Raw genomic sequence first — 20,677 nt, 5'->3', positions numbered from 1 at the left:
ACGAGGACCAGACCCTACAGGGCGGCGGGCTCCCCGCGCCGCCGGGACCGCACGAACATCCACTGCAACACCGCGATTCCGGCGAGGCCCGCCACGAACGTCGCGATGCCGATCTTCCAGCCCGGCGGCCGCCAGCTCACGCGCAGCTCGGCGTCGTTCGTGCCCGCCGGGACGTCCACGGCGACGAAGGACTTCGCGACCGTGGTGAACGGAATCCGCTTGCCGTTCAAGGTGACCCGATACCCGGGCCAGCCCAGCCGCGCGAACACCACCCGGCCGCCGCCCGGCGAGGTGACCCGCACGCGGCTCTCGGTGTCCGATTCCGACAGCGACGCCGCCGTGACGTCCTCGGTCGCAGCGACCCGGCCGCCGACCGTCGACACCGGCCCGTCCACGCGTTCGAGCACCGCGATCCAGCGCTCGTGGCCCGGATAGTCCACCCACTTCCAGCCGGGCGGGGGTTCCTGCTTCGCCGCGTCCGGGAACAGCGCGCGCTGCAAGACGACTCGATCCACCTTCATCAGATCGACCAGCGGGCGGCCCGTCGTCGGTTCCGGGGCGAACACGCGGCGGTAGGCGTCGGGGCAGACGCTGGAATCCCACCGCATGCACAGCAGCTCGCCGAAGTAGTAGTAGCCGGTCGGGGTGTAGCCGTTGACGTAGTTCAGCTCCAGATTCTTGGCGTAGTTTCCGAAAACCAATGAGCCATAGGCTTTTTCGACGCTCTTGTCGCCCGGTTGCAGCAGCCCGCGCTCGCCCAGTTGCAGCGTCTTGCCGCCGAAGTCCGGGAAGGCGGCCTTCGCCTCGGACCGCGACGCGGGCAGCTGCCACGACATCGGCGTCGGCTGCACCGAGGCCACCTGGGCGTACGCGATGGGGAACATCGCGACGAGGGCCAGCGCGCACGCCGCGGCCGTGCCCCGCGCCCGGCCCAGCCACAGCACCCCGGCCAGCAGCGCGCCGACGGCCACCGCGGCCAGCACATGCCACAGCACGTCGTGCGGGTCGGCGGAGAACGAGCGCACCCACAGCGCGAGGATGAGCACCGCCGCCGCGACCGCCCGAGGTTTCCAATCCCGCGTCGCGCCGTACCGGCCGACGAGCACGCACACCAGCACCAGCAGCCCGACGGCCAGCATCGGCAGCACCCGCGCGGGCCAGCGCAGCGGCCCGATGGTGCCGGGGCCCGCGGTCCACATCAGCATCACGACCGAGAACAGCGCGACCCCGCTCAGCTGCCGCCACTCCGCCCGTGCCGCACGCCAGTCGACGAACGCGAGGATCGGGATCAGGAACCACGCGATATAGGTGACCGGCAGCGGCTGGATGTACCCCCACCACGCGCTGAACGCGGGCATCGTGCTGGGCAGGCTGGCGTTGAGCGACTCCGACCACGGCACGGTGAGGAACTGATCGTTGATGATCTGCGAGGTGCCGCGCCAGGTGACCTTCGCCGAGAGCATGCTCGGCAGGAACGTCAGCAGTCCCGCGGCCCCCGCGCACGCGGCCGCCGCGGTCAGCCGGGCCACCGGCCGCCAGGCCCGCTGGTACAGGATCTCCCCCACCGCGACCGCGGCCAGCATGATCATCGCCTCCACCGCCGGGAAGATGTAGGCCGTGGAGATGGTGAGATAGAGGTACACGAAAACCGGTAGCGGCCCGCCCCTTCCGCGCGTGTAGCGCACCGAGGCGGCCCACGCGTGCAGCATCCACGCGGTCCCCGTCAGCGCGGTCATCCAACTGGCCTCGTCGAAGAACAGGAACCAGCCGCTGAACGGGAACGCCACCCCCGCGACCGCCGACCAGGCCGGGCGACCCCCGTAGGCCAGGCACACCCGGTACACCCCGAGCGCGGCGATGATCGAGAAGATCAGCTTCACGAGCGTCGCGTACAGCGCGACGTTGTCCACCGAGGGCGCGATCAGATCCACCAGCAGCTGCGGCGGATTGAACAGCCCCGCGTCGTCCATCGTGTTGTCGCCGGTCATCCACTGGTCCGGCCACATCACCGGGAACCGGCCCGCGCGCAACGCGCGCCCCAGCGCGAGCCACAGCCCGGTGTACTGGGATTCGGTGTCGTCGGTGAAGAAATGACGCACATTGCCCAGCAGCACGGCCCCGTACCCCACGACGACCCCGAGCGCCGTCACCGCTCCCCAGCGGTGAACCCGTCGCCGCGAAAGAGTCTCGGAGTCGTCACCTTCGCTCACAGGTTCCAGACCTTACAGCGGGTTCGGCGCCCGGCTTCTACACCCGCGGCGGCCCGACACCACCGTGCTAGAGTTCTCAGCGGCTCGGGCTCTGGTGACCAGCGAGGAGTACCGGCACGCACCGTCATCGAAAGTTGATCCAGCTGATGCCGATTCCCCCCGAATCCAACGGACACCGCGGGTCCGCCCGGACGCACACCGTCTCCGTGGTGGTCCCGGTGTACCGCGGCGAGCAGACCATCGCCGGACTCGTCGCCGAACTCGCGACCTACGCGCGGCCGACGACCACCCCCGGCGGCGCCACCTTCGTCGTCGGCGAGATCATCCTCGTCCACGACCACGGCCCCGACCGCTCCGACGTCGTCCTGCAGGAGCTGGCCGCCCGCCACGACAACGTGCGCCCGATCTGGCTGTCGCGCAACTTCGGTCAGGACGCGGCCACCATCGCGGGCATGTCGGCCGCACGCGGCGACTGGACCGTCACCATGGACGAGGACGGCCAGCACGACCCCGCCTTCATCGGCGCCTTCCTGGACGCGGCCCTCGCGCAGCGCGCGGACCTGGTCTACTCCAAGCCGATCAACACCCGCCCACACGGCTTCCTGCGCAACCTCACCTCGCGCGGCGCGAAACTCGTGCTGGCCACCCTGTTCGCCTTCCCCGACTCCACCCGGTTCGAGAGCTACCGGCTCATCCGCGGCGACATCGCCCGCCAGCTCGCCGAGGTGGCCTCCAACGGCGTGTATCTCGACGTCGCGCTCACCTGGGTGGTCGACACCGTCGCCCAGGTTCCGGTCGCGCTGCGCGCCGAGGGCCGCGAGGAGTCCGGCTACAACTACCGGCGGCTGTTCTCGCTGTTCTGGAAGATGGTGCTGTGCAGCGGAACTCGCGGCCTGCGCCTGGTCAGCATGTTGGGGGTGACCCTCGCGCTGGGCGGGGCGGTGATGGCCGGGCTCATCGTCTTCGAGGCCCTCACCCGCTCGGACTGGGCGCCGGAGGGCTGGACCTCGACCATCGTGGTGCTGCTGCTCTGCTCGGGCGCGATCCTGTTCTCGCTCGGCCTGATCGCCGAATATCTCGGTGTCGCCCTGCACGTGCTGGTGGGCAAGCCGCTCTATCTCACGGTCGCCTCCCCGACCCCGCGACCCGCGAACCCCACCCCGGACGTGGTAGAGAATCGGGAGACATCCGCGACGATCACCGAGGGGAACGATCGGGTTGACCACCACTGACCGCATCATCTTCAGCCGTCCCTACCGGGCCCGGCGGGAGCTGCCCAACCTCGAGGCCGTGCTGTCGTCGGATCAGAGCCACGGCGACGGTCCCTTCACTCGGTCGGCGACCGAGAAGCTCAAGGCCATCACCGAGGCGCCGCACGCGCTGCTGACCACCTCCTGCACCTCGGCCATGGAGATGGCGGGCCTGCTGCTGGAGCTGGGCCCCGACGACGAGGTGATCGTCCCCAGCTTCGCCTTCACCTCCACCGCGACCGCCATGGCGCTACGCGGGGCGACCTGCGTGTTCGCCGACATCGACAGCGCCACAGGCAATCTCGACCCCGAGGCCGTCGCCGCGGTGCTCACCCCGCGCACCAAGGCGATCATGGTCATCCACTACGGCGGCGTCGCCGCCGACATGGCGGGCCTGCTCGCCCTGGCCAACGCGCACGGCATCGCCGTCGTCGAGGACAACGCGCACGGGCTGGGCGGACGCTGGCGCGGCAGGCCGCTGGGCACCCTCGGCACCCTGGGCGCGCTCAGCTTCCACGACACCAAGAACGTGCACTGCGGCGAGGGCGGCGCGCTGCTGCTCACCGACGAGATCCTGATGGGCCGCGCGGAGATCATCCGCGAGAAGGGCACCGACCGGGCCCGCTTCCTGCGCGGCGCGGTGGACAAGTACTCCTGGCAGGACATCGGATCCAGTTATCTGCCCAGCGAACTCAACGCCGCCGTGCTCGACGCGCAGCTCGACGAGTTCGAGACGATTCAGGCCGGGCGGCACCGGGTCTGGAACGCCTACGCGGCCGCGCTACCCGACTGGGCCGCGCGCAACGACGTTCGGCTCATGCGGGTCCCCGCCGACCGCGAGCACACCGCGCACCTGTTCTATCTGCGACTGCCCACCGAGCAGCGCCGCGACGACTTCATCGGATATCTTGCCGCGCAAGGCATCTCGGCCCCGTTCCACTACGTGCCGCTGGACACCAGCCCGGCGGGTGGCAAGCTGGGCCGCACGCCCCGGCCGTGCGTGCGCAGCGCCGAGTTCTCCGAGACCGTCGTGCGCCTGCCGCTGTGGCCCGACCTCACCGACGCGCAGGTGACGCGGGTGATCGAGGCGGTCACCGCGTTCACGGTGTGAGGACGTAGAGCTTCTCCCGGCCGCCCGCGATGCGCGCCCGGCGCGTGACCCGGGAGCCATAGCGGTCGAACAGCGCGTCGAGGGTGGTCTCGGTGAACCGGTGCGCCTGCGCGCCGTCCCCGGCGTCGGTGCAGCGGCGGGCCAGCGCGGCGACCACGCGGTGCTCGCTGGTGGCGAGATTGCGGATCGGTTCCGTCACGATCACCGCCGTCCCCGCCGCGGCGCGCATCCGGTCCACCACCGGGGCCGCGTCGGGCAGGAAGTGGTACAGGCTGGCCTGCATGACCACGAAATCCGCTGCGGGCAAGGGGGTTTCGTCGCGCACGTCCCACACCCGCCCGTGCCCGCCCGCCGCGATCAGGTCCGCGACGAATCCGGCGTTCCGGTCGAGTCCGGTGTAGTCGATCGACCGGTCGCGCAGGCAGCGGGTGTAGAGGGTCGCGGGGCCGCAACAGACGTCGAGCACGCGCACGCCGTCGGGGATCAGCTCGTCGATCGCGGTGAACCGGGCCGCGTAGTGGGTCCGGTAGAGCCCGCGCATCAACAGCTCGTAGATGCGCCGGTTGCGGTAGACCAGGCTCGTTCTCACCGCCTGTGACCGTACCCGGTCGGGGCCCCGCGCGCCCGCCGGACGCTCTCCGTCCGGGCGCTCAGTCCAGCAGCGCGTCGAGCGCCTCGCGGGTGAGGACCTCGTAGGTCTCGGTGTCGCGGTTGTACCACCAGGTGTTCTCGTCCGGCTCCAGCCGCACCGCCGCCTGCACCGCGCGGGTGGAGGGCCGGTAGGTGGAACTGCGCGGGATCTCGTCGACGACGAAGATCAGGTCCGGCCGCTGGCTCGACTCCAGCGTGCGCAGGCATTCGCTGACGTCCTTGGGCCGCAGCTCGTGTCCCGCGCGGACGCTGATCGCGGCGACCGGCAGCGTGCGGCCCGCGGCGTGCAGGGCGAAGGCCACCTCGGTGTCGACCGCGGTGATGTCGTTGAGCGCGTCCACGATCGGCTGGTTGTACACCGGGCCGCGGTCGGTGAGCACCACGCTGTCGCGGCGGTCCATCAGCCAGTAGTCGCCGTCGCCGTCGCGGCGGAACAGGTTCTCCGTCGGCATCCAGGAGTCGCCGGGGGTGAACACCCCGCGCAGACCGCCCTGGGAGATGTCGACCGTCTCGCCCGCCTTGCCGATCAGCAGCCCCACCTCGTTGTCGGCGGCGCGGCGCGCGAAACCCTGTGCGTCGGTGACGATCCGGCCGCTGTGCGGATCGTAGGAGATGAGTTCCACCCGCGCGGTGCCCGGCACCGGACGGCCCTTGCAGCCGATCTTCACCCCCGCCACGTTCGCCAGCACCACATCGCCCTCGATGGAGGCGTAGAACTCCAGAACCTTTGCGGGCGCGAACCTTTCGAGGGTGCGCCGCCACAGCCCGGCGGGCATGCCCGACCCGATGAACAACCGGATCGGATGCGAATGCCCGTCCGGGAACGGATCGGCGTCGAGGATGTCGCGCATCATCGTCCACGTGTAGGTCACCACGGTGACCCCGTAGCGGTGCACCTCCTCGGCGAAGCGGGCCGGATCCAGCGAGCGGGCCAGCGCGATCCGGCTGCCGCCCGCGACCGCGCCGCCCAGGCTCACCAGCAGCCCCGACGAATGATGCAGCGGCGCCAGGCAGTACACGGTGTCGCGGCGGTCCAGATCGGCCGAGGTGGCGGTGCCGAACGCCGACAGCGCCCAGCGGTGGTTGGTGATGTACTTGGTCTCCAGCTTGTCGCCGGTGCCGGTCACCAGCACGAACGCCAGCTCCCGCGCGAGCCCGGGATCGGGCCGGAACCAGCCGGGCAGCACCACCTTCGACGGATCGATCTGCTCGAGGTCGAGCACGTCCCCGTCCAGCGGCACATCCAGTTCGCGCGTGTCGCCGCCGCCGAGCACCAGCACCCGCGCGCCCGTGGCGCACGCGTCGCGCAAATTCTCCGGATCGGCGATGATCGTGCTCGCCCCGGTCAACTCCACCGCGCGGTCCAGTTCGCCGCCGGGCGGCAGCAGCACCGCGACCGCACCGAGCCGCGACAGCGCCGCGACCGCGGCCAGCGCGCTCGGGCGGGTCTCCATGAGCACGCCGATCCGCGCGGCGGGCCGCACCCCCGCCGACACCAGCCCGCGCACCACGTTGTCGATGCGCCGGTTCACCGCGGCGTTGGTGTGCACCCGGTCGTCGAACAGGAACAGGTCGCGCAGCGGCGCGCGGCGGGCCTGTTCGGACAGCAAGCGCCCCAACGAGATTCGCGTGTGCGGCTGGATCATGCCCAACCGGGTCAGGCGCGGCAGCGCCCGCGCCGCCTCGCCGCCGAGTTCCAGCGAGCCGCGCACCGCGTTGCCGGCGATGCCGCCGAGCGCCGAGCCGAGTCCGGCGCCGGTCTCGGCCAGCGAGGCCGCGGTGTGCACCACGCGGGTGGCGGCGGTGCGCTGCGGGTTGGCCGGTTCGTGCTCGGTCATCGGGGCGATCTGCTCGGGCAGCTCGCCGGTGCCGTCGAGCCACTTCACCCAGTCGCGCACCAGCGGCCAGGTGTGGTTCGTGGCGGTGGACCCGGCGACCAGGCCGAAGTGCCCGGCCACCAGCGTGGCCTCGTAGACGTCGGCGTGCGGCGCGGCGCGCAGGATGCCGCGCACGGCGGCGGGCTGGCCGATGTCGTCGACCTCCCCGACGAACGCCAGGATCGGGCACCTCAGTTCCGCCAGCGACACCGGATGGTCGCGAATCACGAACCCGCCCAACATCATCCGGTTGTGCACCACGAACTGCTTGAGCAGGTCGGCGGCGGCGGGACCGGCGTACCCGACCCAGCCCTCGCGCTCGAGGAAACGCCGCTGCCGCTCCTTGGGCAGCAGCGCCTCGCGGTCGTGCAGCTGGCGCAGGAAGTCCAGCCGGGCCTTGGCGGTCTTGACCGGGTCCAGCATCTGGAAGCCGACCCGGACCATGGCGTCGGTGATCGGCAACCGGGTCAGCACGTGGTCGGCGACGAAATCGGCGACCTCGGAGACGAGACCGTAGGGCAGGCCGAACGGCAGCCCGGCCACCACGTCGACGGGGCTGCCGAAGGTGACGATGCTCTCCACGCCCTTGCCGTAGCGGTAGGCGGCGGTCTGATAGGTGAACATGCCGCCCTGCGAGTAGCCCATCAGGTGCACGTTGTGCCCGGTCAGCTCGTTGACGGTGTCGATCGCGCTGGACAGCGCCAGCACGTGGTCGGCCAGGTCGCGCTTCCAGCCGCCCTCCTCGGTGGCGGGCGAGCCGAAATCGACCACCCAGCAATCGATTCCGGCGCGGTGCAGGATGCCGACCGCGCCGCCCTCGACGTTCACGTCGTAGACGTCGGCGTTGACCATGAGCGGGGGGACGAGCACCGCGACCGGGCGGCCCGGGGTGGTGTCGTCGGGGAAGTAGTGCCGCAGCCGGTACATGCGCTTGCGCTCGGTCACCTCGTACGGCGACGACTCGACGTCGTGGGTCAGCCCGCCGAAGCGGATCACCTCGAGCCCGTTCTGCGCGGTGGCCATCAACCGCTGCACCGACTCGACGACCGACCTCCGCGTCAATCTCACCATGGCTCCCAGCCTATCCGTACCCACCCAGCCCCGGACCCCGATCGGCTACCGGTCGGTCTGGAAATCGAGGCGCCTTGCCGTTTCGTTACCGCCCAATGAAATTCGCGGCCGTTCGAGCGATTTCGCCGCGAACCGGACCGCTGGCGTCCTACCATCGAGGGGCCGGATCGCGATGTCACACTGCTCCGGAACGCGCTGTCGCACATAAATATTCGTTCGCGCCACCTACTTCGCAGGTGTGTCTCCGCCTGCCTGCTCGCCCTGCAAGTAACCGTTCGGTGCCGCCGGACGGCCACCTCGATGTGAGGACTGAGGCATGACCATCGAATTGCCGATCGAAACCGAGAATCACGCACGCAAGAGTCTGTCGACGGGCGCCGCCCAAGTGCTGGCGCACTCCACCAAATCCGAACCGCAGATGCAGGGCATCTCCTCGCGCTGGCTGACCCGCGCGCTGCCCTGGGTCCAGGTGCACGGCGGCGTCTACCGGGTCAACCGCCGCCTGACCCACACGCTGGGCAACGGCGAGATCGAATTCGACGTCGACGGCCCGCGCGCCACCGTCATCCCGGAGGAACTGCGGGAAATGGCCGCCCTGCGGGAATTCGAGGACGAGGAGGTGCTGGCCGCCCTCGCCCGCCGTTTCGAACAAAGCGATCTCGATCCCGATACGGTCGTCGCCGAATTCGGCAATCCGATGGATCAGATCATTCTGGTCGTGCACGGAAAACTCAGCAAGATGGGCACCGGTAAATTCGGCGAGGTGACCCGGCTGGGCATTCTCTCCGACGGCGATTATTTCGGCGATTCCATGCTGCTGGACAACGACGCGATCTGGCCCGCCACGGTGAAAACGCTCACCCCCACGACCGTGCTCACATTGGCGCGCGCGGATTTCGAGCGCATCGCCGACGAGGCGCCCGCATTGCGCGAGCAATTGTCGCGGGTGTCGGCGCGATCGCAACGCCCGCAGAACAAGCACGGCGAGGCGAATATCGAGATCGCCTCCGGGCACTCCGGCGAACCCCTGCTCGAGGGCACCTTCGTCGACTACGACGCCTCCCCGCGCGAATACGAGCTCAGCCTCGCCCAGACCGTGCTGCGCGTGCACACCCGCGTCGCGGATCTGTTCAACGAGCCGCACAATCAGATCGAGCAGCAACTGCGCCTGACCATCGAGGCGCTGTACGAACGCCGCGAGAACGACCTGGTCAACAATCCCGACTTCGGCCTGCTGCACAACTGCGATCTCAAGCAGCGCATCTACAGCGAGTCCGGCGGGCCCACCCCCGACGACATGGACGAACTGCTGTCCATGCGGCGCAGCACCAAACTGTTCCTGGCCCACCCCAAGGCGATCGCCGCGTTCGGCCGCGAATGCAACAAGCGCGGGCTCTACCCCGATCCGGTGGAGGTCGACGGCCACCGCGTCCCGGCCTGGCGCGGGGTGCCGATCTTCCCGTGCGGCAAGATCCCGGTCAGCGAGGCCCAGACCACCTCGATCCTCGCCCTGCGCACCGGCGAGAAGGAGCAGGGCGTGATCGGGCTGCACCAGACCGGCATCCCCGACGAATACGCCCCGAGCCTGAACGTACGGTTCAAGGGCATCGACGACCAGTCGATCATCTCCTACCTGATCAGCTGCTACTACTCGGCCGCGGTGCTGGTGCCCGACGCGCTGGGCATTCTCGACAACGTCCTGGTCGCCCGCCACGCGGCCGAGTGAGGTGAGCGACCGTGTCGGTGTTGTCGCGCATCGCGGCGCCGCCCGCCACCCACGAGGTGGCCGCGACGGTGACCGCGCTGCTGACCGATCTCGAGCACGCGCCGCCCGCGGTGCTGCTGCCGAATTCCGATGGGGGCGAGGCGCTTTCCCCCGCCCTCGCGGCCATGCTGGCCGGCGGCGCGCCGCGTCGGCTGCTCGGTCCGTCCGGGGTGGGCGCGTCGGGTCTGCTGTCCCCGCCGCGCGCTCCCGCGCGGATCCCGTCGCCGGACCGGGCGGCGCCCCGAATACCGTTGGGGCCCACCGGAATCGGCACCACGGCCGGGGTGGTCCGCCCGGCCGCGCCCGGGCGACGCGCGATCCCCCCGCTCTACTGCCCGCCGCCGGTCCGCGACGATCCGGCGCTGGCCGAGGCGGTCAACGCGGGCATCCTCGCCTGGGCGGAGTCGATCGGGCTGTACGAGGGCAAGATGGACGAGCTGCACCGCGCCGACTTCGGGCGGCTGGTCATGCTCTGCCATCCCGACTGCGACGATCCGGATCCGCTGCTGGCCGCGGCCAAATGCGCGGTGTCGGAGTGGTCGGTCGACGACTACTACTGCGAGGAGGACGCCGACGACCGCGCGCCGGACGGCACCCCCTCCAGCGCGGAGGCCGAACTCGGGCCCCGGCTCGAATTGGCCATGGCCGCCCTCGATCCGGTGGCCCTGCCGCGCGGCTATCAGGCGCAGCTGGACCGCGCGCTCGAGGCCGACCCGATCCTGCGGGCCTTCCGCACCTCGTTCGAACATCTGGCCCGCTACGCGAGCCCGGCGCAGCTGGCCCGCCTGCGCACCGAGATCGCGGGCTGGTTCATCGCGCTCGGCGCGGAGGCCGGCTGGCGTGGGGCGCACCGGATGCCGCCGGTGTGGGAGTACCTGACCAACCGGCAGCCGCACAGCTTCCTGCCCTGTATGGCGCCGATCGACGCCGTGGGCGGGTACGAGCTCGATCCCGCCGAATACAGTCATCCGGCCGTGCGCCGGGTGACCACCACCGCGGCGCTGGCCGCGCAGATGGTCAACGACCTGTATTCGATGGCGCGCGAGGATCTTTCGAACGGGCGGGAGTTCAACCTGCCCACGGTCCTCGCCGCCGAGGAGGGCTGTTCCCGGCAGGAGGCGGTGCAGCGCACCGCCGAGGTGCACGACGAACTCGCGCACCGCTTCGAGACCGAGGCGCGGGCGCTCGCGGCGACCGCGTCCCCGCCGCTGCATCGCTTCCTCACCGGGCTGTGGGCGTGGATGGGCGGCAACCGCGCCTGGCACGCCGACAGCCGCCGCTATCACGACATCGATTGAGCGCCAGCGTTGTACCCATCGAGAGGATGTTCCGCCATGACCATGCTCGAACCCCAGGCCGGCCCGGTCCCGCTCACCCCGTATCAGCGGTCGGTCGCCGAATACTGGAACAACAATCCCAACGACGACCGCGTGAACACCAAACTCGGTGAGGTCGACGGCCTCTACCACCACCACTACGGCATCGGCGAACCCGATCTGTCCGTGCTCGAGGGCCCCGAGGACACCCGGCAGGAGCGCCTCGTGCGCGAACTGCACCGGCTCGAGACCGCGCAGGCCGATCTGCTGCTCGACCACCTCGGCGATGTGCGGCCCGATGATCGGCTGATGGACGCCGGATCCGGGCGCGGCGGCACCAGTTTCATGGCCAATCAGCGGTTCGGCTGCCAGGTCGACGGGGTCACCATCTCCGAATACCAGGTCGGCTTCGCCAACGAGCAGGCCGCCGCGCGCGGGGTGTCCGACCGGGTGCGGTTCCATCTGCGCAATATGGTCGACACCGGTTTCGACTCCGCGGTGATGCGCGGCATCTGGACCAACGAGACCACCATGTACGTGGATCTGACGGATCTGTTCGCCGAATTCGCGCGGCTGCTGCGGCCCGGCGGGCGCTACGTGTGCATCACCGGCTGTTCCAACGACGTCACCGGCGGCCGCTCGGCGGCGGTGAGCTGGATCGACGCCCACTACGGCTGCATGATCCACCCGCGCGGCGAGTACTTCCGGGCGCTGGCGGCCAACAACCTGGTACCGGTGAACGTGGTCGATCTCACCGCGGCCACCATCCCCTACTGGGATCTGCGCACGCACTCCGAGCTGGCCACGGGCGTGGAGAAGCCGTTCCTCACCGCCTATCGCGAGGGGAGTTTTCAATACCTGCTGATCGCCGCGGATAAGGTGGGACGGTGACCTCCACCGCCGAGACGACCGATCGCGAGGCCCTGCTCGTCGAGCTCGTGGACGAGCAGGGCCGCGCGACCGGCGCGTGCCCGGTCGCCGCCGCCCACGCCGCCCCCGGCCGCCTGCACCGAGCGTTCTCGGTGCTGCTGTTCGACGAGTCGGGCCGCGTCCTGCTGCAACAGCGGGCCGCCACCAAGACCCGCTTCGCCCTGCGCTGGGCCAACACCTGCTGCGGCCACCCCGCCCCCGGCGAATCGGTCGCCGAGGCCGCGGTCAAACGCCTGCACGAGGAGCTGGGCATCGACGCCGCCGTCCACGAGATCGGCACCTTCCGCTACCACGCCGACGACCCCACCACCGGCCGCGTCGAATTCGAGTTCGACCACGTCCTGATTGGCCGCTTCGACGGCGAACCGCCCCGCCCCGATCCGGCCGAGATCGCCGACTACGCCTGGGTGCGCCCGGAAACCCTCACCGACGCCCTCGACACCCGACCCGAGATCTACACCCCGTGGCTCGGCGGGGTGCTCATGGTCATCGACCGCTCGAACGCCTGACCCGAGACCTACACCCCCCGACTCGGCCGGGTGCTCATGGTCATCGAACGGTCGAACGCCTGACCCGAGACCTACACCCCCCGACTCGGCCGGGTGCTCATGGTCATCGAACGGTCGAACGCCCAAGCCGAGATCCACACCCCTGACCCGGCGGGGTCCCATGATCATCGACCACTCGAACGCCTGACCCCGGGCGCGACCGACATCTCGCCGGGCTGCGCGAGCAGGCCCAGATCCGTTGGGAGCGTGGCGATCACGGTTTCGAGGCGGCGGTGGTGCCGCCGCGCGACCGCGAGCAGCCGATCCACATCGCGGGCCAGGAACGCGTCCAGCAACAGCGCGTGATCGGTGTGCAGCCGCACCCGATCGGCGCGGGTCACATGCACCATCGACTGCACGGGTTCGGTGACGTTCCAAGCGGATTCGAGCATGTGCAGCAGCCGGAACATGCGCGAGGGCCGGGTCAGCGCGAGATGGAACTCCCGCGAGCGCCGATGATAGGCGGCCGGATCATCGTCCCGAATCGCCTGCTCCAGCAGCGCGTTCACCTCCCGCAGCGCGTCGCGGTCCGCCGCGGTCGCGCACGCGGCCGCCGCCGCCAACGCAGCCTCCTCCAAAGCCTCCCGCGCCACATACATTTCGCGCAGCTCCGCCGAGGTCAGTTGTGCCACCGCATATCCCGCGTTCGGCTGATGCGCCACCAGCCCCTCCCCGATCAGCGTCTTCAACGCCTCCCGCACCGGAATATGACTGACATCGAACAACTCCGCGATCTCCCGCAACGGAATCGCCGTCCCCGGCGGCACCGCCCCATCCAAGATCACCCGGCGCAACTCACCGAGAATGATCTGCGGCCGACCAGGCTCATCGACCACCAGTTTCGCCAACAGCGCCGATCGTCGTCGTGGGGGCATGAACCCAAAGGTAGAACCCCGATGTTTGCGCCGATGTTCGCGGATGTGACGATCAGGCAACACGAAGGCACCAGTTCCGTCTGGCAGCATGACCCCCTATGGAGCTGATCGGAGTGGAGCGCATCGAAGCGGCGGCGAAGCTGCTGGCGCCGGTCATTCGGCGCACCCCGGTGGTCGCCTCCCGGGTGCTGTCCGAGCGGACCGGGCACGAGGTGCGGCTCAAGTGCGAGAACCTGCAACGCACCGGATCGTTCAAACCGCGCGGGGCCTACAACCGAATCGCGAATCTGCCCGCCCCCGAGCGGGCGCGCGGGGTGGTCGCGGCCAGCGCGGGCAATCACGCCCAGGGCGTGGCCTGGTCGGCGACGACCCTCGGCATCGACGCCACGGTGTTCATGCCCGAGGGCGCGTCCCTACCCAAACTCGTCGCCACCCGGGCCTACGGCGCGACCGTCCACCAGGTCGGCGAGACCATCGATCGATCCCTCATGGCCGCACGGGAATTCGCCGATCAGACCGGCGCCACGCTCATCCACCCGTTCGACCACGCCGATATCGTGGCCGGGCAGGCGACCGTCGCCCTGGAACTGCTGGATCAGTTTCCCGACGTCGGCACGGTCCTGGTGCCCACCGGCGGGGGCGGCCTGCTGGCGGGCATCGCGATCGCCCTGCGTCACCTCGCCCCCGGCGTCCGGGTGGTCGGCGTGCAGGCCGCCCGCGCCGCGGCCTGGCCCGCCTCCCTGGCGGCGGGCGAACCCGTTGCGCTGGAACGCATGTCGACCATGGCCGACGGCATCGCGGTCGGCCTACCCGGCGTGGTCCCGTTCGCGCACGTCACCGAGTACGCCCCCACGATCGTCACCGTCGACGAGGACGCCCTGTCCGGCGCCCTGCTGCTGTGCATGGAACGCGCCAAACTCATCGTCGAACCAGCGGGCGCCGCCGCCGTCGCCGCCCTCATGTCCCTCGACCCCGCCGAACTCGACCTCACGGGCCCGGTCTGCGCGGTCCTGTCCGGCGGCAACGTGGACCCCCTCCTCCTGACCCGCCTCATCGGCCACGGCCTCAGCGCCGCCGGCCGCTACCTCGCCGTCCGCGTCACCATCTCCGACCACCCCGGCAGCCTCGGCCGCCTCCTGGCCACCGTCGGCGCGACCCGAGCCAGCGTCGTCGACGTCGTCCACTCCCGCACCGGCGCCTGGCTCGGCATCGACGAGGTCGAAGTCCTCCTCACCCTCGAAACCCGCGGCCCCACCCACCGAGACGACGTCCTGTCCACCCTCACCGACGCGGGATACGCTGTGCGCGTCCAGGATTGACCAAGCGCCCCTTCAGGATTGATGCGCCCCACCGAGTTCGAGGGCGAGCACCCCGAGGATCACCAGCGCGATCCCGCCGAGTTGGACGGCGGTCAGGGACTCGTTCAGGAACAGCGCGCCGATGGCGGCGACCGCGGCCACCCCGATGGCCGACCAGATCCCGTAGGCGACCCCGATCGCCATGCCCCGCTTCAGGGCCTGGGACAGGAAGAAGAACGCGGCGACATACCCGATCACCACCACCACCGACGGCACGAGTTTGCTGAATCCCTCGGAGATCTTCAGCGACACCGTCGCGGTCACCTCGGACACGATGGCCAGGCCCAGCAGCAGGAAGGTCATTTCCGCACAATAGCCAAACCGGTCACCGGGCCAACTCGGCGGCCGACCCCACGACAACGCCGTACAGGTCGGCGACGGTGGCGAGCGCGGCCCGATGCAGCGTCTCGGCCTCCACCCCGGCGACCGGCCGCGTCGCGCACGCGTCCGCCACGACGGTCGGCCGATTGCCGCGCAGGAACGCCCCGGCCGCGGTGTAACTCACGCACATGTGCGTCATGAAACCCGCGATCACCACGTTCTCGTGACCCGCGGCATCGACGTGCGCCCCGAGGTCGGTGCCCACGAACCCGTCGGGCACGGACTTCACCACGACCGCCTCCCCGTCGCGCGGCGCGACCAGCGGATGCGGCCGCCCGACATCGGCGCGCACGTCGTAGAGCGTCCCCGGCCCGCCGTCGTTGATCACGTGCACGACCGCCGCCCCGGCCGCGCGAGCGCGCGCCAGCAGCTCGGCCCCGGCCTCGAGCGCGGGCCGCCACCCGGTGAGTTCGAGCACGCCCCGGGTGTAGGTGTTCTGGTAGTCGATCAGGATCAGCGTCGAATCGGCCAGCGCGGGCGCGGTGCGATCGAGGCCGTTGAGTTCGCGAAGTGTCATGGTGCTCATACCGATCGACGCTATGGCCCGACGGCCGTGTCGGAAATGTCATGTAAGGTGCAGATTCGGACACGGCACGGCGAGGAGCGATGAGCGGTATCGAACGGTTGATCGTCGTCGTCCTGTTCGAGGGCGTCGACCTGCTCGACGTCACCGGCCCACCCGAGGTCTTCGCCCTGCTGGCCCGCGAGATGGACGAGCCGAGCGGCTACCGCGTCGTCCTCGCCGCCGAATCCCTCGACCCCGTCACCACGGCCGCCGGGGTCCGGGTGCTGCCCGACGTGACCTTCGCCGATATCGCCGACCGCCGCATCGACACCCTGCTCGTGCCCGGCGCGGTCGAACTCGACGCCGAGCGCCGCGTCCGCGCGATCACCGAACCCGCTGTGGTGCAACGGGTCCGGACGCTGGCCCCCGTCGCGCGCCGGGTGGCGTCGGTGTGCGTCGGCGCGCACGTGCTCGCCGCGGCCGGACTCCTCGACGGCCGCCGCGCGACCACCCACTGGTCGACCGCCCGCCAGCTCGCCGCCGACCATCCCGCGATCGAGGTGGACGCCGACCCGATCTTCATCCGCGACGACCACGTGTGGACGGGCGCGGGCATCACCGCCTGCCTGGACCTCACCCTCGCCCTGATCGCCGAGGACTTCGGCGACCAGTGGGCCCTGCGCGTGGCCCGCCAACTCGTGATGTACCTCAAACGCCCGAGCGGCCAAAGCCAATTCAGCGTCCTACTCGACCCCGTGTCCACGACCCGCCGCATAGAAGCCTTGCGCCACTACATCTCCCGCAACATCACCGCCCCCCTCACCGTCGCCGACCTCGCCGCCCAAGCCCACCTCAGCGAGCGCCAACTCACCCGAGTCTTCAAAACCGACCTCGACACCACCCCCGCCGCCTACGTCGAGGCCGCCCGCGTCGAACTGGCCCGCCACGGCCTCGAAACCACCGACGACACCCTCGACCGCATAGCCACCACCTGCGGCTTCCACACCCCCGACACCCTCACCCGAGCCTTCCGCCGCACCCTCAACACCACCCCCACCGCCTACCGCCACCGCTTCCGAACCACCCCTTAACGCAACCCAGCCGCACCCTTTATTCGAATCCGCACCCGTTCCAGGGCTACACAAGGGGTGCGAATCCGAATAAAGGGTGCGGCTGTACTGCCGTACCCCGAGGGTGGCCCACGCTATCCAGAGGGCTCAGCGCAACCAAGCGCGAGCACCGGCGGTCGCCTCGCCGATCTCCTCGAGCTGCCGGACCACCTGCGGACCAGCCGTGCCCCCGCGCGCGTCACGGGAAGCGATCGACCCCTCCACGGTCAGCACCGAGCGAACCTCGGGCGTCAACGCCGGATCGATGCCCGCGAATTCGGCATCGGTGAGATCGTTCAACCCCACCCCACGCCCCTCGGCGGCCCGCACGCACGCACCCGCCGCCTCATGCGCCACCCGGAACGGAACACCCTGCCGCACAAGCCATTCCGCGATATCCGTGGCAAGCGTAAACCCGGCGGGCGCGAGCTCCGCCATCCGGTCGGTGTGAAACGTCAGCGTCGAGACCAGCCCCGCGATGGCGGGCAACAACAATTCCAGCTGAGCCACCGAATCGAACAGCGGCTCCTTGTCCTCCTGAAGATCCCGGTTGTAGGCCAACGGCTGCGCCTTCAGCGTCGCGAGCAGCCCGGTGAGATTGCCGATCAACCGCCCCGCCTTACCCCGGGTCAACTCCGACACGTCCGGATTCTTCTTCTGCGGCATGATCGACGAGCCCGTGGACCAGGCGTCCGCGAGGGTGATGTACCCGAATTCCGGTGTGCTCCACAGGATCACCTCCTCCGCCATCCGCGACAGGTCGACCGCGATCATCGCCAGCACGAACGCGGCCTCGGCGGCGAAGTCCCGCGCGGAGGTCGCGTCGATCGAATTGGCCGCCGCCGCATCGAAATCCAGTTCGGCGGCGATCGCCTCCGGATCCAGCCCGAGCGAGGACCCGGCCAGCGCGCCGGACCCGTACGGCGACACCGCCGCCCGCTTGTCGAAGTCGCGCAACCGATCCACATCCCGCAACAACGGATGCGCGTGCGCGAGCAGATGATGCGCCAGCAACACCGGCTGGGCGGCCTGGAGATGCGTCTTGCCGGGCATCACCGCGTCCGGATGCGCCCGCGCCTGCTCGACCAGCGCGTCCACCACATCCAACACCCCGGCCGCGACCCGTCGCACCCCGTCGCGCAGCCACATCCGGAACAGCGTCGCCACCTGATCATTGCGCGAGCGCCCCGCCCGCAACCGCCCGCCCAGCTCCGCGCCGACCCGTTCGATCAGCCCGCGCTCGAGCGCCCCGTGCACGTCCTCATCGGATTCGGCCGGACCGAACGCGCCCGAATCCACATCCGCCGCAAGGCGATCCAGCCCCGCCAGCATCTCGGCGAGATCGCTCTCCGACAGCAGCCCGGCCTTGTGCAGCACCCGCGCGTGCGCCTTGGAGGCGCGAATATCGTAGGGGGCCAACGCCCAATCGAAATGGGTCGACTTGCTCAACGCCGCCATCGCCGCCGCCGGGCCGGACGCGAAGCGCCCACCCCACAGCGCCCCCTGATTGGTGCTGCCGCCCTCGCTCATCGCTCTCCTGTCGGTGAAATCGCGGTCATCAGAATCTGTCTGCGCATGTCCTCGGCCACCTCGTCGGGCACCGCGCGGCCGCGCTCGGTCAGCACGGCCACCGGATCCGCCTGTGCCACAACCCATCCGGCGGCAGCGAACCAGTCCCGCGGATCGCTGCGACCCTCGTCGGAGTACCACAGCGAGTTCAACACCAGCCCCGGATCCAGCTGCTGCACCGCCTCGGCGCGCTGGCGGCGCGCCTGTTCGCTCCCCGGCTCACCCCGTCCGATATTGAGCGCCATCCGACTACCGGGCGCACTCAGCGCCGCCACCGCCTCGAACAGCCGGTCCTGCGCCGCGGCGGGCAGATACCGCAACAGCCCCTCGGCCAGCCACGCGGTCGGCGCGGACGCGTCGAAACCGTTGCGCCGCAACGCTTCCGGCCAATCCTGCCGCAGATCCACCGCGACCTCGCGCCGCTCCGCCGCCGGGGCCATGTCCGCGAGCGTGGCCGCCTTATACGCCAGCACCTTCGGCTGATCCAGCTCGAACACCACCGTCCCCGGCGGCCACGCCAGGCGATAGGCCCGCGCGTCCAGCCCCGACGCCAGGATCACGACCTGCCGAATGCCCTGTGCCGCAGCGCTTTCGAAGTACGCGTCGAAGTAACAGGTCCGCGCGATGGCGAAGTTGCCGATCGTCCGGTAGAGCCGCCCGGCCCGGTCGTCGCCGGAGTCCACCTGTCCCCGCACGATCCCCTGCCAGCCGCCCTCACCCACGCCGGTGACGAGCCGTTCCGCGTACGGATCGCGGAACAGCGCGTCCGGCCGCCGCGTCTCGGCCGCGCGCAGTGCCGCGATGCCGAGCGCGGTCACCCCCACGCTCTCGGTGATGTCCCAGCTGTCGTCGTCGGTGCGCACGGGCGCAGGCTACTACTTCTTGCCGAGATCCCGGCGCGCCGCGACCTTGGACGACAGGCCGTGGATCTGCACGAAGCCCTTGGCAAGCGACTGGTCGAAGCTGTCGCCCTCGTCGTAGGTGGCCAGGTTGAAGTCGTAGAGCGACTCCTCGCTGCGCCGCCCGTTGACCACGACGGTGCCGCCGTGCAGCACCATCCGCACCTCGCCGGAGACGTGCTGCTGGGTGTCGCCCACGAACGCGTCGAGGGCGCGCTTGAGCGGGGAGAACCACAGGCCGTCGTAAACCAGCTCGCCCCACCGCTGTTCGACCTGGCGCTTGTAGCGACCCAGCTCGCGCTCGATGGTGACGGCCTCGAGCTCCTGATGCGCGGTGATCAGCGCGATCGCGCCCGGCGCCTCGTAGATCTCGCGGCTCTTGATGCCCACGAGCCGGTCCTCGACCATGTCCAGGCGGCCCACGCCCTGGCGGCCCGCGCGGGTATTGAGTTCGGTGATGGCCTCGTACACGCTGACCGGGCGGCCGTCGATGGCGACCGGCACACCCTTGTCGAAGGTGACGATCAGCTCGTCGGGCGCCTCGAAGTTGATCGTGGGGTCCACGGTGTAGTCGTAGACGTCCTTGGTCGGCGCGTTCCACAGATCCTCGAGGAAACCGGTCTCGACGGCCCGACCCCACAGGTTCTGGTCGATGGAGAACGGCGACTTCTTGGTGACGGTGATCGGGAGCTTGTTCTCCTCGGCGAAGGCGATGGCCTTCTCCCGCGTCCACGCGTAGTCGCGCACCGGCGCGATGACGTTCAGATCCGGTGCGAGCGCCCCGATCCCGACCTCGAACCGCACCTGATCGTTGCCCTTGCCGGTGCAGCCGTGCGCGACGGTCGACGCGCCGTGATACTCCGCGGCGTCCACGAGATGCTTGACGATCAGCGGCCGGCTGATGGCCGACACCAACGGATACCGGCCCATGTACAGCGCGTTGGCCTGAATCGTCGGCAGGCAGTACTGATCGGCGAACTCCTCGCGCGCGTCCACCACGATCGCCTCGACCGCCCCGCAGTCCAGCGCGCGCTGCCGCACCACGTCCATATCCTCGCCGCCCTGCCCCAGGTCGATCGCCACGGCGACGACCTCGGCCCCGGTCTCCTTGCCGATCCAGCTGATGGCGACGGAGGTGTCCAACCCGCCGGAATAGGCGAGTACGACGCGATCGGCCATGTCGATGAGCTCCTCAGGGTTCGTGGTGCCAAGCTGCAAATGATTATGCATCACCATGCAAGCTCATTCATAA

At 70.1% G+C, this 20,677-nt stretch carries 17 protein-coding genes; 8 read left to right on the top strand and 9 right to left on the bottom strand.

What is annotated here, in order from left to right; all coding sequences use genetic code 11:
- Positions 1-14: 14 nt before the first annotated feature.
- A complete protein-coding gene (locus ACFYTQ_RS18680) occupies positions 15-2,210 on the bottom strand; it encodes a hypothetical protein (RefSeq protein ID WP_387362241.1) in 2,196 nt (731 codons plus the stop codon).
- Between the two features lie 146 nt (positions 2,211-2,356).
- Here ACFYTQ_RS18680 and ACFYTQ_RS18675 point away from each other — a divergent pair, with 146 nt between their 5' ends.
- Positions 2,357-3,442: a glycosyltransferase family 2 protein gene (locus tag ACFYTQ_RS18675; RefSeq protein WP_387362239.1), complete on the top strand. Its 1,086-nt coding sequence runs from the start codon at positions 2,357-2,359 to the stop codon at positions 3,440-3,442.
- Complete coding sequence (gene rffA, locus ACFYTQ_RS18670; RefSeq protein WP_387362237.1) at positions 3,429-4,571, top strand: dTDP-4-amino-4,6-dideoxygalactose transaminase; 1,143 nt, start codon at positions 3,429-3,431, stop codon at positions 4,569-4,571. Before ACFYTQ_RS18675 ends, rffA begins: the two co-directional genes overlap by 14 nt.
- Here rffA and ACFYTQ_RS18665 read toward each other — a convergent pair.
- Both ACFYTQ_RS18665 and ACFYTQ_RS18660 read right to left on the bottom strand, forming a co-directional pair.
- Positions 4,561-5,160: a class I SAM-dependent methyltransferase gene (locus tag ACFYTQ_RS18665; RefSeq protein WP_387362235.1), complete on the bottom strand. Its 600-nt coding sequence runs from the start codon at positions 5,158-5,160 to the stop codon at positions 4,561-4,563. The genes rffA and ACFYTQ_RS18665 overlap by 11 nt on opposite strands.
- 61 nt (positions 5,161-5,221) lie before the next feature.
- Positions 5,222-8,170 carry an AMP-binding protein gene (locus ACFYTQ_RS18660; RefSeq protein ID WP_387362233.1) on the bottom strand — a complete coding sequence of 983 codons (2,949 nt, stop codon included), beginning with the start codon at positions 8,168-8,170 and terminating at the stop codon, positions 5,222-5,224.
- Positions 8,171-8,486: 316 nt separating this feature from the next.
- Between ACFYTQ_RS18660 and ACFYTQ_RS18655 the strand changes: the two genes are divergently transcribed.
- From ACFYTQ_RS18655 to idi, 4 genes are read left to right on the top strand one after another with little or no spacing between them, the layout of a single operon-like run.
- Positions 8,487-9,896, top strand: a complete 1,410-nt coding sequence (locus ACFYTQ_RS18655; RefSeq protein ID WP_387362232.1) for a family 2B encapsulin nanocompartment shell protein — start codon at positions 8,487-8,489, stop codon at positions 9,894-9,896.
- Positions 9,897-9,907: 11 nt separating this feature from the next.
- Positions 9,908-11,233 (top strand): family 2 encapsulin nanocompartment cargo protein terpene cyclase, encoded by a 1,326-nt coding sequence (locus tag ACFYTQ_RS18650; protein WP_387362230.1) that lies wholly within the window; start codon positions 9,908-9,910, stop codon positions 11,231-11,233.
- A gap of 36 nt (positions 11,234-11,269) precedes the next feature.
- Entirely contained in the window at positions 11,270-12,142 is an 873-nt protein-coding gene (locus tag ACFYTQ_RS18645) for a geranyl diphosphate 2-C-methyltransferase (protein WP_387362228.1), read from the top strand.
- Positions 12,139-12,690 (top strand): isopentenyl-diphosphate Delta-isomerase, encoded by a 552-nt coding sequence (gene idi / locus ACFYTQ_RS18640; RefSeq protein ID WP_387362226.1) that lies wholly within the window; start codon positions 12,139-12,141, stop codon positions 12,688-12,690. The genes ACFYTQ_RS18645 and idi overlap by 4 nt, the downstream gene beginning before the upstream one ends.
- Before the next feature lie 164 nt (positions 12,691-12,854).
- Here idi and ACFYTQ_RS18635 read toward each other — a convergent pair whose 3' ends face one another.
- A complete protein-coding gene (locus ACFYTQ_RS18635; RefSeq protein WP_387362224.1) occupies positions 12,855-13,604 on the bottom strand; it encodes a GntR family transcriptional regulator in 750 nt (249 codons plus the stop codon).
- Between the two features lie 98 nt (positions 13,605-13,702).
- Here ACFYTQ_RS18635 and ilvA point away from each other — a divergent pair, with 98 nt between their 5' ends.
- Positions 13,703-14,923 carry a threonine ammonia-lyase gene (gene ilvA / locus ACFYTQ_RS18630; protein ID WP_387362222.1) on the top strand — a complete coding sequence of 407 codons (1,221 nt, stop codon included), beginning with the start codon at positions 13,703-13,705 and terminating at the stop codon, positions 14,921-14,923.
- Positions 14,924-14,935: 12 nt separating this feature from the next.
- Here the strand turns inward: ilvA and ACFYTQ_RS18625 are convergent, their stop codons facing one another.
- Both ACFYTQ_RS18625 and ACFYTQ_RS18620 read right to left on the bottom strand, forming a co-directional pair.
- The gene (locus ACFYTQ_RS18625) at positions 14,936-15,265 is read right to left on the bottom strand and encodes a DMT family transporter (RefSeq protein ID WP_387362220.1); all 330 of its coding nucleotides are present in this window, start codon (positions 15,263-15,265) and stop codon (positions 14,936-14,938) included.
- Positions 15,266-15,287: 22 nt separating this feature from the next.
- Entirely contained in the window at positions 15,288-15,869 is a 582-nt protein-coding gene (locus ACFYTQ_RS18620; RefSeq protein ID WP_387362218.1) for an isochorismatase family protein, read from the bottom strand.
- An 80-nt stretch (positions 15,870-15,949) separates the two neighbouring features.
- Between ACFYTQ_RS18620 and ACFYTQ_RS18615 the strand changes: the two genes are divergently transcribed.
- On the top strand, positions 15,950-16,939 hold the full coding sequence (locus ACFYTQ_RS18615) for a GlxA family transcriptional regulator (protein WP_387362217.1): 990 nt from the start codon (positions 15,950-15,952) through the stop codon (positions 16,937-16,939).
- A gap of 126 nt (positions 16,940-17,065) precedes the next feature.
- On the opposite strand, the gene argH is transcribed toward ACFYTQ_RS18615, so the two are convergent.
- From argH to ACFYTQ_RS18600, 3 genes are read right to left on the bottom strand one after another with little or no spacing between them, the layout of a single operon-like run.
- On the bottom strand, positions 17,066-18,487 hold the full coding sequence (gene argH / locus ACFYTQ_RS18610) for an argininosuccinate lyase (protein ID WP_387362215.1): 1,422 nt from the start codon (positions 18,485-18,487) through the stop codon (positions 17,066-17,068).
- Positions 18,484-19,389, bottom strand: coding sequence for an SAM-dependent methyltransferase (locus tag ACFYTQ_RS18605; protein ID WP_387362213.1), 906 nt, complete (start codon positions 19,387-19,389; stop codon positions 18,484-18,486). The genes argH and ACFYTQ_RS18605 overlap by 4 nt, the downstream gene beginning before the upstream one ends.
- Positions 19,390-19,401: 12 nt before the next feature.
- Positions 19,402-20,604: an argininosuccinate synthase gene (locus ACFYTQ_RS18600; protein WP_387362211.1), complete on the bottom strand. Its 1,203-nt coding sequence runs from the start codon at positions 20,602-20,604 to the stop codon at positions 19,402-19,404.
- Between the last annotated feature and the right edge of the window lie 73 nt (positions 20,605-20,677).

Source organism: Nocardia sp. NPDC004068, assembly GCF_042874315.1.
In the GTDB taxonomy this organism is placed as follows: Bacteria; Actinomycetota; Actinomycetes; order Mycobacteriales; family Mycobacteriaceae; genus Nocardia.
The sequence above is the reverse complement of the archived record's forward strand: the minus strand, read 5'-3'. Positions and strand labels throughout refer to the sequence as shown.